This is a genomic window from Micromonospora sp. NPDC050795 (assembly GCF_044456785.1).
Lineage (GTDB): Bacteria > Actinomycetota > Actinomycetes > Mycobacteriales > Micromonosporaceae > Micromonospora.
In genome coordinates, this window is record NZ_JBITGE010000003.1 from 250,515 (window position 1) to 264,132 (window position 13,618).

The following is a 13,618-nucleotide window of genomic DNA, read 5'->3' on the forward strand; positions in this document are numbered from 1 at the left end:
GGGTGCGGAGGGTTGCGGGCGGGCGCTGTGCGACAGCGCCCGCCCGCGTTCCTTGCTGCGTCAGATCAGGACTTACTTGAACTCGGCGGTGGAGAAACGCTCGTCGGTGAGCGGGCTCGCCTTGACGCCGGTCACGTCCTTGCCGAACACGATCGCCGGCGGCGAGTGCGAGATCGGCACACCCGGCAGGAAGTCCATCACGGACTTGTTCAGGGCCTTGTACTTCTCGGTCCGGGCCGCGATGTCGGCGGTGGTGTCCGCGTCCTTGAACTGGTCGAACAGGGCCTTGTTGTTGAAGCCCCACTCGTCCTTCGGCCGGTCGAAGAAGGTACCGATGAAGTTGTAGGCGTCGCCGTAGTCACCGGTCCAGCCGAGGAAGTGGAGGTCGTGCTTGCTACCCGAGGTGGTGGCGTTCAGGTAGTCCGGGCTCCACTTCAGCGGGATCGCCTCGACGGTGATGCCAACGGCCTTCAGGTCCGCCGAGAGCAACTCGAAGATGTCCTTCGGGTTCGGCATGTACGGCCGGGTGACCTCGGTCGGGTAGTGGAATTTCAGCGTCAGGTTCGACGCGCCGGCCTCGGCCAGCAGCGCCTTCGCCTTGGCCGGGTCGTAGGTGTACTTGGTGACGTCACCGTTCCAGCCCTCGACCGTGTCCGGCATGAAGTTGTCGGCGACCTTGGCGCCCGGCGGCAGCTTGGAGGTGACCAGCTGCTGACGGTTCAGGGCGTACGCGATGGCCTGCCGGACGCGGATGTCGGCGAGCTTCGGGTTGCCCTTCTGGTTCATCGCCAGGTAGAGCACGTTGAACGCCGGGCGCGTGAGCATGTTGAAGCCCTCGCTCTTCAGCGGCTCGACGTCGGCCGGGCCAACCAGGTCGTAGCCCTGGATGTCACCGGAGCGCAGCGCCTGCTTGCGGGCGTTCTCATCCGAGATCGTCTTGAAGATGAGGGTCTTCAGCTTGGCCTTGGGGCCCGAGTAGTCCTCGTTGCGCTCCAGGGTCAGCGTCTTGTTCGCGACGTCCCAGGTCTTGAACTTGAACGGACCGGTGCCGGTCGGGTGCTCCGTCGCGTACGACGGGTACTTGATGTCCTCGGCGGTGCCGGCGACGTTGCTCGCGTCGAACTCCTGCAGCGCCTTCGGGCTGTGGATGGAGAACGAGGGGAGCATCAGCGCGGCCGGGATCTTGCTGGAGACCCGGGTGAAGGCCAGGTCCACAGTGGTGGCGTCCTTGGCGGCGCAGGACTTGAAGAGGCTCGGCGGAAGCTCCGCGTCCTCGTTCTTGGCGAAGCCGCCCATGACGTCCTGCCAGTACGCGGTCACGTCCGGGCTCTGCATGAGGCCCTTGGCGTTGTACCAGCGGTTGAAGTTGACGCAGACGGCCTCGGCGTTGAAGTCGGTGCCGTCGTGGAACTTCACGCCCGAGCGGAGCTTGAAGGTCCACGTGGTGCCGGCGGCGTCCGGGGTCCAGGACTCGGCCAGGCCGGGGGTGACCTTGGTGCCACCCTCCTCCGGTCGGACCAGGGTCTCGAAGACCTGACGCGCGACGCGCAGCGACTCACCGTCGCTGGCGAAGCTCGGGTCGAGCACCTTCGGGTCTCCGGCGACGCCGAAGACGAGGGTGTCCTTCTTGCTACCGCCGGAATTGTCGTCGCGGTCGCTCTCGGCGCAGCCTGCTACCGCGAGGGCCGCGACCGCGATGGCCGCGATCGCGGCCTTCGGCCTGGGTGCACGCATGTGTGCTTCACCTCGTCCTTGGGGGTACGGACAACGTGGTGACAGGGGTCACCGATGGCGGTGACCATAGCTCCCGATGCGTCCACCCGGAAACCGCTGAGTGGACGGTTGGTATCGGATCGTGCCTCAACCGCCGCTTGACATTCGATTCTTAGGTAAACAGCGGCAAAAACCGATCAATCAGCACCCGCGATGCCAAACTGTTACGTCGAACAGCCCCGATGAGGGCAAAGGTGTCAGATCATTTCCGGGCAGAGACGCAGCGGTGGCCGGCACCCCAACGGGTGCCGGCCACCGGCCGTACGTCAGGCGATCAGACCGCGCGGCGCCCCTCGAAGGCCCGACCGAGGGTGATCTCGTCGGCGTACTCCAGATCGCCGCCGACCGGCAGCCCGCTGGCCAGCCGGGTCACCGAGATGCCCATCGGCTTCACCATCAACGCCAGGTAGGTGGCTGTCGCCTCGCCCTCGGTGTTCGGATCCGTGGCCAGGATCAACTCCCGAACCCCGCCACCACCGAGCCGGATCATCAACTCCCGGATGCGCAGGTTGTCCGGGCCGATCCCCTCCAGCGGATTGATCGCCCCACCCAGCACGTGGTAGCGACCGCGGAACTCACCCGTCCGCTCGATGGCCACCACGTCCTTGGGCTCCTCCACCACACACAGCACCTCCTCGGTGCGACGCTGGTCGCGGCAGATCCGGCACTGCTCGGACTCGGCCACGTTGTAGCAGGTAGTGCAGAAGCGCACCAGCTCCTTGACCTTGCGCAGCGCGCCGGCCAGCCGGTTGACGTCGGCCGGATCCGCCGAAAGGACGTGGAACGCGATCCGCTGAGCGCTCTTCGGACCCACGCCCGGCAGCCGACCCAGCTCGTCGATCAGATCCTGGATGGCACCTTCGTACATCTGCCGGCTCAGAAACCGGGCAGGCCGAGGCCGCCCATGCCGCCGGCGACCGGGCCCATCTTGCGCTCGGTCAGCTCCCGGGCCGCCTCGGCGGCGTTGTGCACGGCCGCGACGACCAGATCCTCCAGCGTCTCCACGTCGTCCGGGTCGACGGCCTTCGGGTCGATCTTGATGGCCTTGAGCTCACCGGAGCCGGCGACCGTCGCGGTGACCAGCCCACCGCCGGCGGTGCCGGTCAGCTCGGCCTCGGCCAGCTCGGCCTGGGCGGCGGCGATCTGCTGCTGCATCTTCTGCGCCTGCTTCAGCATCTGCTGCATGTTCGGCTGTCCACCTGGGCGCACGGGATGGCTCCTTCTCGCACTCGTCTGCTCGACCGCCGCTCAGCCTATCCGCTGGGACCGACCTCGCCCCGCCCGGTGCGTCCGCCCACGCCGAGGCTTCGGGTACGGCTACCCCTACCCCGAACCGGCCATCTGCTGGTAGTGCGCCCGTACCCGTCGCACTGGTCTGCTCAGGGCATGAACCTCAACCGCACCGGCCGGATCGGCGCACTGTGCTGGCTCGCGGCCTCGCCCGTCTTCCTCGTCGCCAGCCTGATCACCGGTCTGCGGTGGCGCGAGCCCACCTACAGTTGGGCAACCCACAACATCAGCGACCTCGGCAACGCCCACTGCGGCGTCTGGGACACCACCCGCCCCCGCTACGTCTGCTCACCGTGGCACCCGCTGATGAACACCGCGACACTGGCCACCGCCGTCCTGCTCGCCGGCGGGCTCCTGCTGACCTGGAGGGTTCTCGGCCGCGGCCCGGTGGTGCGCACTGCCCAGACACTCCTGCTGCTGGCCACCAGCGGATACGGCCTCGTGGCCCTCTACCCGGCCGACATTGACGAGAACCTGCACGTACTCGGCGCAGTCCTGATCATGGGGATGGGCAACGTCGGCCTGCTCCTCGCCGGCTTCGCGCCACGCGGCACGACGCTCGGCAGGTGGCGCCGACTCACCCTCACCGCCGGGCTCATCGCGCTGGCCGGAACGACACTGTTCGCCGCCCAACAGGGCCTGGGGCTCGGGGTGGGCGGCATGGAACGAGTAGCGGTGCTCCCGTTCCCCCTCTGGGCCTGCGCTCTGGGCGTCCTGCTAGCCGAAACCCCCCAACCGCGCGATCTTGCACTTCCTGTCCCAACAAAAGGGGCATTCCGTACAAAGTGACGACCGAAACTGCAAGATCGCCGAGGCGGGGCGGGGCGGGACGGCGCGTTAGCGGGCGTCGATCTCGTTGATCTTTTCGGCGCCGAAGGTCTCTCTGAGGAGGCGTACCGCCTGCTCCTCGCTGGACTCCCGGGCGGTCTTCTCGTCGATGATCTCGTCCAACGGCTCGTCGCCCGGGTCGAACCCCTCAAAGGCCGGGGTCGCCGCCGGTGCCGCGCCGCCAGGCCTACCGCCGGCCCGCGCCGGGCCGTCGAAGTCCGGGTCGTAGGGCGGCTCGCCGGCCCATTCGGCGTCCGCGACAGGCCGGGCTGCCGCTCCGGTACGCGCACCGCGCCCCGCCGCCGCCGCGCGAGCCGCGGCGATGGCGCTGCTCACCGGCGCACCACCGGCTGTCGCCGGCTGCCGGGCCGCCGGTGTCGGGTTACCCCGCCCGCCCGGATTACCGCCACCGGCCGCCGCCCCGGGCCCACCCGAACCACCGGGTCCGGTGCCGTTTGCGCCACCGCCGTTCGGGCCACCGCCGTTCGGGCCACCGCCGTTGGTGCCGCTGCCGTTCGGGCCGCTGCCATTCCCGGCGTTCCCGTTTTCGGTGTTCCCGTCCCCGGTGCTGCCGTTCGCGCCGGTCGACGCCGGTGCGGAGTGAGGGCTCGACTCGTTTCCAGCGGACGCGCCGCCAGGTCGGGTGGCCTCCGGCCAGTCCTCGTCATCCGTAGCCTCGGCGGCGAGGCCACCCCCGCCTGGGCGGGCCGCCTCCGGCCAGTCGCCGTCGTCGTCCGCCGCCGGGGCCGACGACGCTGTGCCCCGCCCACCAGCACCGTGCCCAGCACCTTGACCGGTGGAACCCGCACCGACACCGGAACGCGAGGCCGAGCCGGCAGCGCCGCTCGGGTTCGCGGCGGTCGGCGAGGCGTTCGTCGGACCGGCGGTCGGGGCGTTGGCTGGCCCACTACCAGGCCCGGCGGAGTTCGCACTTGGCGCTGCGTTCGAGCCCGACCCAGCGGTCGAGCCGGGCGCGGCGTTCGAGCCCGGCGCAGCGCTGAAGCCGGGCGCGGCGTTCGAGCCCGGCGCAGCGCTGAAGCCCGGTGCCGCGCTCGAACTTGGCGCAGCGGTCGAGCCAGATGTGTTCGACCCTGACGCTGCATTCGAGCCGAGCGCGGCATTCGAGCCAGGCGCGCTCGGCGGGGCTGCGGCAGTCGGGTTCGCGGCGGCAGGCGCGTCGGACGGGGCTGGCGGCGTGGCGGGTCGGGGCGGTGCGGTCTGCTGTGCGCGCGATGAGCCGGACAGCGACACACCACCGCGCTCGCCGGCCACCTCACACCGGATCTGCCAGCGCCCGCCCAACTCCTCGTAGAGCGCGTCGGTGAGCACGGCCGCGTGGTCGGCCATCATCTTGGCCAGCACTGTGGACTTCACCGTCAGCACCAGCGTGTCGCCGTCGAGTTCGCGGACCACCGCGTCGCGCATCAGGGCGGCGATCCGCTTGTTGGTCCGGTTGACCTTGCCGACCACGTCGGGCCAGACGCGGCGGACCGCTACCGCGTCCAGCGCGGCGGCCGGTGCTCCGGGTCGGGGCGGCGCGGGCGTGGCCGGGTCGGGAAGCACCGCCGACGGTGGCACCACGCGACGCGGGGCCGGGCCGGCGGGCGAGACGGGTACGGCCTGGTCAGCCATTGCCGGGCCGGTCGACGCGCCGGGCGAGGCCGGGATCGGCGAGTCGGCCGGCGAGACGTACGAGGCCGGTGCGCCGGAGGTCGGAGCGGGTGCCCCGGTGACCGGAGCAGCCGGGGCGGGAGCGCCCTGGGCCGGGGACGCCGCCGGGTCGACGTCCCACGGCGGTGCGGAGGTAGGGGCGTTCGCGGGTGCCGGGGTGGCGGCAGCCGGGACCGGGGTGGCTGGCTGTGGGCGTACCCCTGGGTGGTTGGTTGGCGCGGAGCCGGCGGCGGCCGACGGCGCGTCGCCGCCGCCCACTGTGAGCCGGCGTTCCATCCGTTCCAGGCGCTGGAGCAGGCCGCCGGTGGAGTCGTCCACGCCGGGCAGCAGCATCCGGGCGCAGATCAGCTCCAGTAGCAGGCGGGGCGCTGTGGTGCCGCGCATCTCGACCAGGCCGTTGTGCACGATGTCGGCGCAGCGGGAGAGCGTGGCCGAGCCGAGCTGCGACGCCTGGGCTGCCATCCGCTCGATCTGGTCGGCGGGGCCGTCGATCAGACCCTTCGCGGCGGCGTCCGGCACCTGCTGGAGCACGATCAGGTCGCGCAGCCGTTCCAGCAGGTCGGAGGCGAACCGGCGCATGTCGTACCCGGCCTCGGCGACCCGGTCGACGGTGGCGTACGCGGCCGCGCCGTCACCGGCGGCCAGCGCGTCGCACATCTCGTCGATCAGCGCCGAGTCGGTGACCCCGAGCAGGGCGACGGCCCGGGCGTAGCTGACTCCCTCCGCGCCGGCGCCGGCGATGAGCTGGTCGAGCACGGAGAGGCTGTCCCGCATGCTGCCGCCACCGGCGCGGACCACCAGCGGAAAGACCGCCGGCTCGACGGCGACGCCCTCGGCCTGGGTGAGCTGTTCCAGGTACGGGCGAACCACCTTCGGCGGAAACAGCCGGAACGGGTAGTGGTGGGTCCGCGACCGGATCGTGCCGAGGACCTTCTCCGGCTCGGTGGTGGCGAAGATGAACTTGACGTACTCCGGGGGCTCCTCGACCAGTTTGAGCAGGGCGTTGAAGCCCTGGGTCGAGACCATGTGCGCCTCGTCGATGATGTAGATCTTGAAGCGGCTGCTGGCCGGTGCGAAGAAGGCGCGCTCGCGCAGCTCGCGGGCATCGTCGACACCGCCGTGGCTGGCCGCGTCGATCTCGATCACGTCGATCGAGCCGGCGCCGTCGGCCGCCAGCGAGCGGCAGGAGTCACACTTGCCGCACGGCTCGGGAGTGGGGCCCTGCTCACAGTTGAGCGAGCGGGCCATGATCCGGGCGCTGGTGGTCTTGCCACAGCCACGGGGGCCGGAAAAGAGGTAGGCGTGGTTGAGCCGTCCGCTGCGCAGCGCCTGCGACAGCGGCTCGGTCACGTGCTCCTGGCCGATGACCTCAGCGAAGGTACGCGGCCGGTACTTGCGGTAGAGCGCCAGCGTCACTCGTCCCGCCTCCTCTCGACCGAGCCATTCTGCGCCGGTCGGGCGCGGGTGACCACCCACCACCCCGGGGCGCCTGGGCCTTCAGCCTTGATCGACCGGGCCACCAGGGCTTGATCGACTCGGCTTCCTGGAAACCGCGGTGTCCGCATGGCCGGGACACCGCGACATCAGGGATGCCGAGTGGATCAACCGGCCCACAGACAAAAAGGCCTCCCGTGCACCCGGCAGAGCTCGCTTATCCTTGCTGCCTTCCGGCCCTGGGGAGGTTCACGAGATACCGCCGCACGGGAGGTGACGCCCAGCCTACCCGACCGCCTGTCGATCTTCAGGGGGTGGTGGGGTGGCCCGGCCGACACGGACCTGTATCCTGGCTCGCGGAGGATTCGCCTAGAGGCCTAGGGCGCACGCTTGGAAAGCGTGTTGGGTTTACACCCTCACGAGTTCGAATCTCGTATCCTCCGCTCGCCTGAGCAGCACGAACGACAGGGCCGGCCCTCACGGGACCGGCCCTGAATCGTCAGTCAGCTCACCCGACGCCCCTGATCTGCGCCCGGTCACACGCCCCACCGCGGCGAACAGGTCAGGAGCCGTCGCGGAGATCCCCCAGACGCTCTGCCCGGAACGTGATCTCGTCGAAGGTCACGCTGCATCCCTCACCGGTCGGGGACTGGCCCGCGAAGCCGATCCGGTCGCGAGACGCGTCGGGGTCGAGGAGGAAGACGCGGATCAGCTGCCAGGTCTCACCGTCGACCGAGGCGTGGTACGCGTAGACCCCGTCAACCCGGGAGACCCGCAGCCACACCGACCGGTCGGGTACGACGAAGGCGTTCGCGTCGTCGGCGACGCCTCGGCAGATGACCGACACGATCATCGGGTCGCCGGCCGGGGAGAACTCGAAGCACAGCTTGGCCCAGCGTCGCTCGTCGCGCCACAGCAGCAGCACACCGGCATCGAAGGTGGCGGCGAAGTCCACGCTGACCCGGGCGCTGAACTGGAAGTCTCCCGTCGGCAGGTCGCCGAGCAGCGTCGCGGCGTTGAGCGTCGACTCGGCGCTGACCGTGGTGGTCTCGGCCGCGTCGGCGGCACCGGTGCTGGGGTCGATGAAGATGTCCGTGAGCGGCTGCGCCTCGACCGCCACGGTGCCGGCCGCCTCGTCGACCCGCCACAGCTCGGCCGACGAGGGCACGAGCGGGAACGGCACACCGGGGACGCTCAGTTGACTGACCATGGCCAGGACCGTACAACGGTCGCCCTGCTGGCCGATGCCCACTGATCGAGCGGGGCCCGGCACGTCCACCCTCCGGCCGGTACCGTCCCAGGCACCGACGACGGGGAGCCCGTCGTACACATGTTCTATCCACAGGCTGTGGACGACCGGAGGTTCCATGGCTTACCAGCTCAGCGCGGTGGTCGCGGACGTTGAGCTGCTCCGCGAGCAGACCGCCGAGCTGGATCACGCGGTCCTCGGCGGGCTGCGCCAGGACTTCGCGTTGCTGCCGGTCACCCCGCAGTTGGTGATCGAGCTGACCGGGTCGTTGCCGGATTTCGCCACTGACGACCGGAGCGCCGCGCGTCCGTTCGGCCTGGTGTTGTCGACGGCGCTGGTCGAGGTGCTGACCCGCTGGTCACAGTCGGGGCCGGTGGCCTATCTGGAGGCGGAGTTCGGTGGTGGGGTCGGCTACCAGTCGGCAGCGGTGTGGTTGGGCGGGGCGCTGTCCTGGGGCCCGTGCTTCGACGACGAGTTGAGCGTGCCGCGCGAGCAGTGGCCGATCAACGGCGCGCTGAGTCAGCTCGGCGTGGAGCCCGGCACCTGGATCGACAGGTTCGCCGAACTGGGGTTGCACCTGGAGCGGAGCACCGAGGGTTGGCTGGCGCACGGGCGGCGTCGACTCAGCGCCGACTACTGGGACGAGCTGGTCGAACAGTGGGAAAACCAGTAATCCGGCGTTCGGCAGCAACCTGAACGCTCCCGTTCCGTTGGGGACTGGGGGATTCCATGAAATTGCGACAATTTGCGTTTATCGCCGCGCTGTTGACGGCTGCCTCGATCGCGGGCAGCGGCGTACCGCCTACCAGGTCGATTCCGAACGGCCGGCCCGCCGGCAACGTGGAGATCATCGACCTGAACGGCCTCAGCAACATCGAGTTCGGTGCCACCGAGGACGAGCTGACCCGACGCGGCATCCTGCGTACCAGCCTGGACGCCTGCGGGCCGATGCTCGCTGGCCACGACACGGTCAGCCCGGTCTTCGTGGAGGACAAACTCGTGCTGCTCTGGGTCGGTGACCCGATGCGGACACCGGAGGGCATAACGGCGGGCTCGCCCGTCGACGACGTCTGGGACCGCTACCCGGAGGTCAGCCGACTGCGGGCTCCACAGGGGACACACCGCCTCGACGGGTTGCTCGCCCGCAGCGGCGACCGCGCGTACCTGTTCCTGCACGACGGGCGCACGGTCCGAAAAACCATAGCCGGGTACGCGGACTGGGCCCGCCGCCTCTTCAACGAGGGGGCCGGCCCGTGCTGAACCGGGCCGACCTGTCGAGCCGCTTCGCTCCACGATGGATCGCCCCGGCCCAAGGGATCAGTCGTCGTTCGGCGGCCCGCTCAGACCGGTTCGGTGGCCTGCTCCGGTGGGCGCGCCCCCGACGCGGCGGCGAAACCGGCGAGCGCGATCTCCGCGGCCTGTCGCAGGTCCTCCCTGCTGACCCCGGCGGAGGCATGCACCGCCTGCCCCTCGGTGACGATCATGACGAAGCGGGCGAGCGCGACCGGATCGGCCTGCGCGGGTAGGTCACCGTCGGCGACGGCGCGGGCGAGCCGGTCAGCGAGGGCGCCTTCACCGCCCAGGCGGCTGGCGGCGAGGAATTCGGCGATCGGCGCGTTCTCGGTGGAGCAACTGGTGCCCCCCTGGATCGACAGGCAACCGGCCGGTCGGTCGGTCCGGGTCACGGCGATCGCACTCTCGCGCAGCAGGGTGGCGACCACCCCGTACGCGGTCGGTTGGGCGAAGGCGTCCCGCGCGTACCCCATGTCCCTTTCGGCGTAGCGGGCCACGGCCTTGCGGAACAGCTCCTCCTTGCCGCCGTAGGCGGCGTACAGGCTGGGTTTGTTGATCCCCATGGCCGCGGCGAGGTCGTTCACCGAGGCGCCCTCGTATCCCTGACGCCAGAACACCTCAACCGCGCGCTCCAGCGCCTCGTCGGCGTCGAAACCCCGTGGTCGCCCTCGTTGCGGCACAGCCCATCACCCCTCCTCGGCACATCCTACCGGCCAATAAAACCGATCGGTACAGAAATTTGCGGACCCGGTCGACGGTTGCTACGGTCGGATACGTACCGCTCGGTACAGAACCACAGGAGGCCCGGCCGGCCGCACCACCACACCCCGACAGAGGAGATCCATCGTGGGACAGCTCGACGGCAAGACCGCCCTCGTCACCGGGGGCACCACGGGCATCGGCCTGGCCGCCGCCCGCCGATTCGCCGCCGAAGGCGCGTACGTCTTCCTCACCGGCCGCCGCAAGGGCCCGGTGGACGAGGCCGTCGCCAGCATCGGCGCGAACGTCACCGGCATCGCCAGCGATGTCAGCAAGCTCGACGACCTGGACCGGGTGATGCGGGCGATCGAGGAACGGGGGGCTGGGCTGGACGTGGTGTTCGCCAACGCCGGCGGCGGCGAGTTCCGGTCGCTCGACTCGATCACGGTCGAGCACGTCGCCACCACCTTCGACACCAACATCTACGGCACCATCTTCACCGTGCAGAAGGCCCTGCCCCTGCTCAACCAGGGCGCGTCGATCGTGCTCACCGGCTCGACAGCGGCGAGCAACGGCACCCCGGCGTTCAGCGTCTACGCGGCGTCCAAGGCGGCCATCCGCTCCTTCGGCCGCACCTGGGCCGCCGAGCTGATCGGCCGGAAGATCCGGGTCAACACCCTGGTGCCCGGCTCCACCGAGACCCCCGGGCTCGCCGGCCTCGCACCCAGCCCCGCCGAGGCCCCCGGGCTGCTGAAGACCATCACCTCGACCGTGCCCATGCAGCGCATGGCACACCCGGACGAGATCGCCAACGCCGCGCTCTTCCTCGCCTCCGACCAGAGCAGCTTCATGACCGGCGGCGAGTTGTTCGTCGACGGCGGCGAGCAGCAGCTCTGACGCGAAAACGCCCGGTCGATCCTCGCGGATCGACCGGGCGTTTCTGCACTACGGAGCGGTGGCGGAGGGATTTGAACCCTCGGAGGGCGTTAACCCTCACACGCTTTCGAGGCGTGCTCCTTAGGCCGCTCGGACACGCCACCGCCGACGAGGGTACAGGACCGCCGGTTCCGACGCCGAACCGGTATCGCCCGGGCCGGCCTGGCAGGATCTTTGCCATGAGTACGCACATCGGCGCGAAGCCGGGCGAGATCGCCGAGCGGGTCCTGATGCCGGGTGACCCCCTGCGGGCCAAGTGGATCGCGGAGACCTACCTCGAGGGCGCCACCTGCTACTCGACGGTTCGGGGCATGCTGGGTTTCACCGGCCGCTGGAACGGCGTCGAGGTTTCCGTCCAGGGCTCCGGCATGGGCATGCCGTCAGCCTCCATCTACGCCCACGAGCTGATCAACGAGTACGGCGTGAAGACGCTGATCCGCGTCGGCTCCTGTGGTGCCCTCAGCACCGACCTGCAACTGCGGGACGTGGTGGCCGCGATCGGGTCGTCCACCGACTCGAACATGAACCGGATGCGCTTCGACGGGCTGATCGACTACGCCCCGGTGGCCGACTTCGGGCTGCTGCGTACGTCGGTCGAGGTGGCCGAGCGGCGCGGCATCACCATGCACGTGGGGCCGATCCTGGCGGCGGACGCCTTCTACACCGACCGGCCGGACCTGTACGACACCCTCGCCGACTACGGCGTGCTGGCGGTGGAGATGGAGTCGGCGGCGCTCTACACGATCGCCGCCCGGTTCAAGGCCCGCGCGCTGACCGTGTTGACCGTCAGCGACCACATCAAGACCGGTGAGAAGACCACCTCGGAGGAGCGCGAGCAGACCTTCAGCCAGATGGTCGAGATCGCCCTCGACACGATCATCGCCTGACCTGTTCGGGCGGCAATGCCGCGAAGAGCGTGATGACTGTGAGGCATCAAGATGATTCACAGTCATCACGCTCTTTCGCATCAGACCGCCGGGGCGCAGAACGTCAGACGGCGGCCAGCGCCTTCAGACGGCCGCCAGCGCCGCTCAGCGGAAGAACGCGCGCAGGACGGTCGCGGTCTCGGCCTCCAGCACCCCGCCGTAGACCTCGGGGCGGTGGTTGAGCCGACGGTCCCGCAGCACGTCCCAGAGCGATCCGGCCGCACCGGTCTTGGGCTCCCAGGCACCGAACACGACTGTGGAGACCCGGGCCAGCACCAGCGCCCCGGCGCACATGGTGCACGGTTCGAGGGTGACCACCAGGGTGCAGCCGTCCAGCCGCCACCGACCGGTGCGCTCGGCGCCCCGGCGCAGGGCCAGCACCTCGGCGTGGGCGGTGGGGTCACCGGTCAGCTCGCGCTCGTTGCGTCCGGTGGCCAATTCGGTGCCGTCCGGCCCGTAGAGCACCGCCCCCACCGGCACGTCGTCGACGTCGGTGCTGACCGTGTCATCGACGGGTGGACCGGCGACGGCCACCTCCAGGGCACGGCGCATCCACAGCTCGTGCCGCTGTCGTCGGCCAACCTCGCCCAGGTCGGCAAGGCCCTCGTGCGCGCCGGGCCCGGCGCGGCGCACCACGCCGGGGGTCGGCTGGCCCGGTCGGATCGATTCCAGCGACGGATCGGTGGCGTCGGCCGGCTCAGACCTCACGCAGCTCCTCGACCTCGTCGGCGCAGCCGAGCACCTGGCAGATCTCGACGGTGACGTCCGCCGGCATCATCCCCTCGTGGGTGCAGAGGGTCAGCAACTTCTGCGCGGAGATGCCCAGGTTGGCCAGCAGGTCGGCGTCGCCGACCGGATCGGCCTCCGGGTCGACGACGGGCTGCTCGGTCTCCTCGTCGCCGGTGCTCACCGGGCGTGGCTCGTCGTCGCCGTCGAGCCCCGTGACCGAGGTCTTCAGGTCACCGACCAGCAGCGACCCGAGCTGCGACTCCTCCGCGTACGCGGAGTCCGAACCGAAGACCCGCAGGTCCTCGCCCTCGTCGAGGCGCAGGATCACCAGGTACGCGTCGTCGGCCTCGACGAAGAGCAGCGACACGTCGGCCTCCTGGTCGACGTCACGCAGCCGGTCGGCAACCTCGTCGATGTCGGTGGCGCCACGCAGGCTGACCTCGGCGGCGGTCCAGCCACTGTCGTCGCGCACCACGGCCGCAGCGAAGTACGACACGGTCCCCCCAATAGCCTCGACACAGCGTCGACTCGTTACGCGTGCACGTTAGCCGGTCGGGTCGGCGGGCGACCCGTCAACGCCCCGAAGGGCGGGTCATTCTGACAAAGTCGAATCAGCCGACGACTCGACGGCGGGTGGCGATGAGCTGGCGCAGACGCTCGGTGCGCTGCCGCTGCGGTCGGCTGCGCTGGCGGACCGCCCGGGCGCCCGCCAACTCGGCCAGCAACTGCAGTCGACGGCGATTGCGATCGGGATCCTGCCGGGGAGTGGTCCAGGCCATAGTTGCGAGCG

General features: G+C 70.2%; 14 protein-coding genes, 2 tRNA genes and 1 other RNA gene. 6 read left to right on the plus strand and 11 right to left on the minus strand.

Annotation, left to right across the window (positions count from 1 at the left end; genetic code table 11):
* Positions 1–72: 72 nt before the first annotated feature.
* From ACIBEF_RS04770 to ACIBEF_RS04780, 3 genes are all read right to left on the minus strand, one after another.
* Positions 73–1,734, minus strand: coding sequence for an ABC transporter substrate-binding protein (locus tag ACIBEF_RS04770; RefSeq protein WP_396791217.1), 1,662 nt, complete (start codon positions 1,732–1,734; stop codon positions 73–75).
* A gap of 313 nt (positions 1,735–2,047) precedes the next feature.
* Entirely contained in the window at positions 2,048–2,641 is a 594-nt protein-coding gene (gene recR, locus ACIBEF_RS04775) for a recombination mediator RecR (RefSeq protein WP_210780747.1), read from the minus strand.
* 8 nt (positions 2,642–2,649) lie between these two features.
* On the minus strand, positions 2,650–2,958 hold the full coding sequence (locus ACIBEF_RS04780) for a YbaB/EbfC family nucleoid-associated protein (RefSeq protein WP_396791284.1): 309 nt from the start codon (positions 2,956–2,958) through the stop codon (positions 2,650–2,652).
* Positions 2,959–3,159: 201 nt separating this feature from the next.
* Here ACIBEF_RS04780 and ACIBEF_RS04785 point away from each other — a divergent pair, with 201 nt between their 5' ends.
* Complete coding sequence (locus ACIBEF_RS04785; protein WP_396791219.1) at positions 3,160–3,852, plus strand: DUF998 domain-containing protein; 693 nt, start codon at positions 3,160–3,162, stop codon at positions 3,850–3,852.
* Between the two features lie 48 nt (positions 3,853–3,900).
* On the opposite strand, the gene ACIBEF_RS04790 is transcribed toward ACIBEF_RS04785, so the two are convergent.
* Positions 3,901–6,978 carry a DNA polymerase III subunit gamma and tau gene (locus ACIBEF_RS04790; protein ID WP_396791221.1) on the minus strand — a complete coding sequence of 1,026 codons (3,078 nt, stop codon included), beginning with the start codon at positions 6,976–6,978 and terminating at the stop codon, positions 3,901–3,903.
* Positions 6,979–7,182: 204 nt separating this feature from the next.
* Positions 7,183–7,272: signal recognition particle sRNA small type (ffs, locus tag ACIBEF_RS04795), an RNA gene on the minus strand.
* Between the two features lie 82 nt (positions 7,273–7,354).
* Between ffs and ACIBEF_RS04800 the strand changes: the two genes are divergently transcribed.
* Positions 7,355–7,439 (plus strand) — tRNA-Ser (locus ACIBEF_RS04800).
* A 119-nt stretch (positions 7,440–7,558) separates the two neighbouring features.
* Here ACIBEF_RS04800 and ACIBEF_RS04805 read toward each other — a convergent pair.
* Positions 7,559–8,206, minus strand: a complete 648-nt coding sequence (locus tag ACIBEF_RS04805; protein WP_396791223.1) for a DUF1349 domain-containing protein — start codon at positions 8,204–8,206, stop codon at positions 7,559–7,561.
* Positions 8,207–8,363: 157 nt separating this feature from the next.
* Between ACIBEF_RS04805 and ACIBEF_RS04810 the strand changes: the two genes are divergently transcribed.
* Positions 8,364–8,918, plus strand: coding sequence for a hypothetical protein (locus tag ACIBEF_RS04810; RefSeq protein WP_396791225.1), 555 nt, complete (start codon positions 8,364–8,366; stop codon positions 8,916–8,918).
* A gap of 92 nt (positions 8,919–9,010) precedes the next feature.
* Complete coding sequence (locus ACIBEF_RS04815) at positions 9,011–9,505, plus strand: hypothetical protein (protein WP_396791227.1); 495 nt, start codon at positions 9,011–9,013, stop codon at positions 9,503–9,505.
* An 80-nt stretch (positions 9,506–9,585) separates the two neighbouring features.
* On the opposite strand, the gene ACIBEF_RS04820 is transcribed toward ACIBEF_RS04815, so the two are convergent.
* Positions 9,586–10,218, minus strand: a complete 633-nt coding sequence (locus tag ACIBEF_RS04820) for a TetR/AcrR family transcriptional regulator (RefSeq protein ID WP_396791228.1) — start codon at positions 10,216–10,218, stop codon at positions 9,586–9,588.
* A gap of 166 nt (positions 10,219–10,384) precedes the next feature.
* On the opposite strand from ACIBEF_RS04820, the gene ACIBEF_RS04825 reads away from it, so the two are divergent.
* Entirely contained in the window at positions 10,385–11,134 is a 750-nt protein-coding gene (locus tag ACIBEF_RS04825; RefSeq protein ID WP_396791230.1) for an SDR family oxidoreductase, read from the plus strand.
* Between the two features lie 56 nt (positions 11,135–11,190).
* Here ACIBEF_RS04825 and ACIBEF_RS04830 read toward each other — a convergent pair.
* Positions 11,191–11,277 (minus strand) — tRNA-Ser (locus ACIBEF_RS04830).
* Positions 11,278–11,352: 75 nt separating this feature from the next.
* Between ACIBEF_RS04830 and deoD the strand changes: the two genes are divergently transcribed.
* The gene (gene deoD / locus ACIBEF_RS04835; RefSeq protein ID WP_074315244.1) at positions 11,353–12,060 is read left to right on the plus strand and encodes a purine-nucleoside phosphorylase; all 708 of its coding nucleotides are present in this window, start codon (positions 11,353–11,355) and stop codon (positions 12,058–12,060) included.
* A gap of 144 nt (positions 12,061–12,204) precedes the next feature.
* Here deoD and ACIBEF_RS04840 read toward each other — a convergent pair whose 3' ends face one another.
* The 3 genes from ACIBEF_RS04840 to ACIBEF_RS04850 all read right to left on the minus strand — a co-directional run bounded on the left by ACIBEF_RS04840 (position 12,205) and on the right by ACIBEF_RS04850 (position 13,607).
* A complete protein-coding gene (locus ACIBEF_RS04840; protein WP_208648837.1) occupies positions 12,205–12,651 on the minus strand; it encodes a nucleoside deaminase in 447 nt (148 codons plus the stop codon).
* Positions 12,652–12,796: 145 nt separating this feature from the next.
* Positions 12,797–13,324: a tRNA adenosine deaminase-associated protein gene (locus tag ACIBEF_RS04845; protein WP_396791231.1), complete on the minus strand. Its 528-nt coding sequence runs from the start codon at positions 13,322–13,324 to the stop codon at positions 12,797–12,799.
* Positions 13,325–13,439: 115 nt separating this feature from the next.
* Complete coding sequence (locus ACIBEF_RS04850) at positions 13,440–13,607, minus strand: hypothetical protein (protein WP_167362451.1); 168 nt, start codon at positions 13,605–13,607, stop codon at positions 13,440–13,442.
* Between the last annotated feature and the right edge of the window lie 11 nt (positions 13,608–13,618).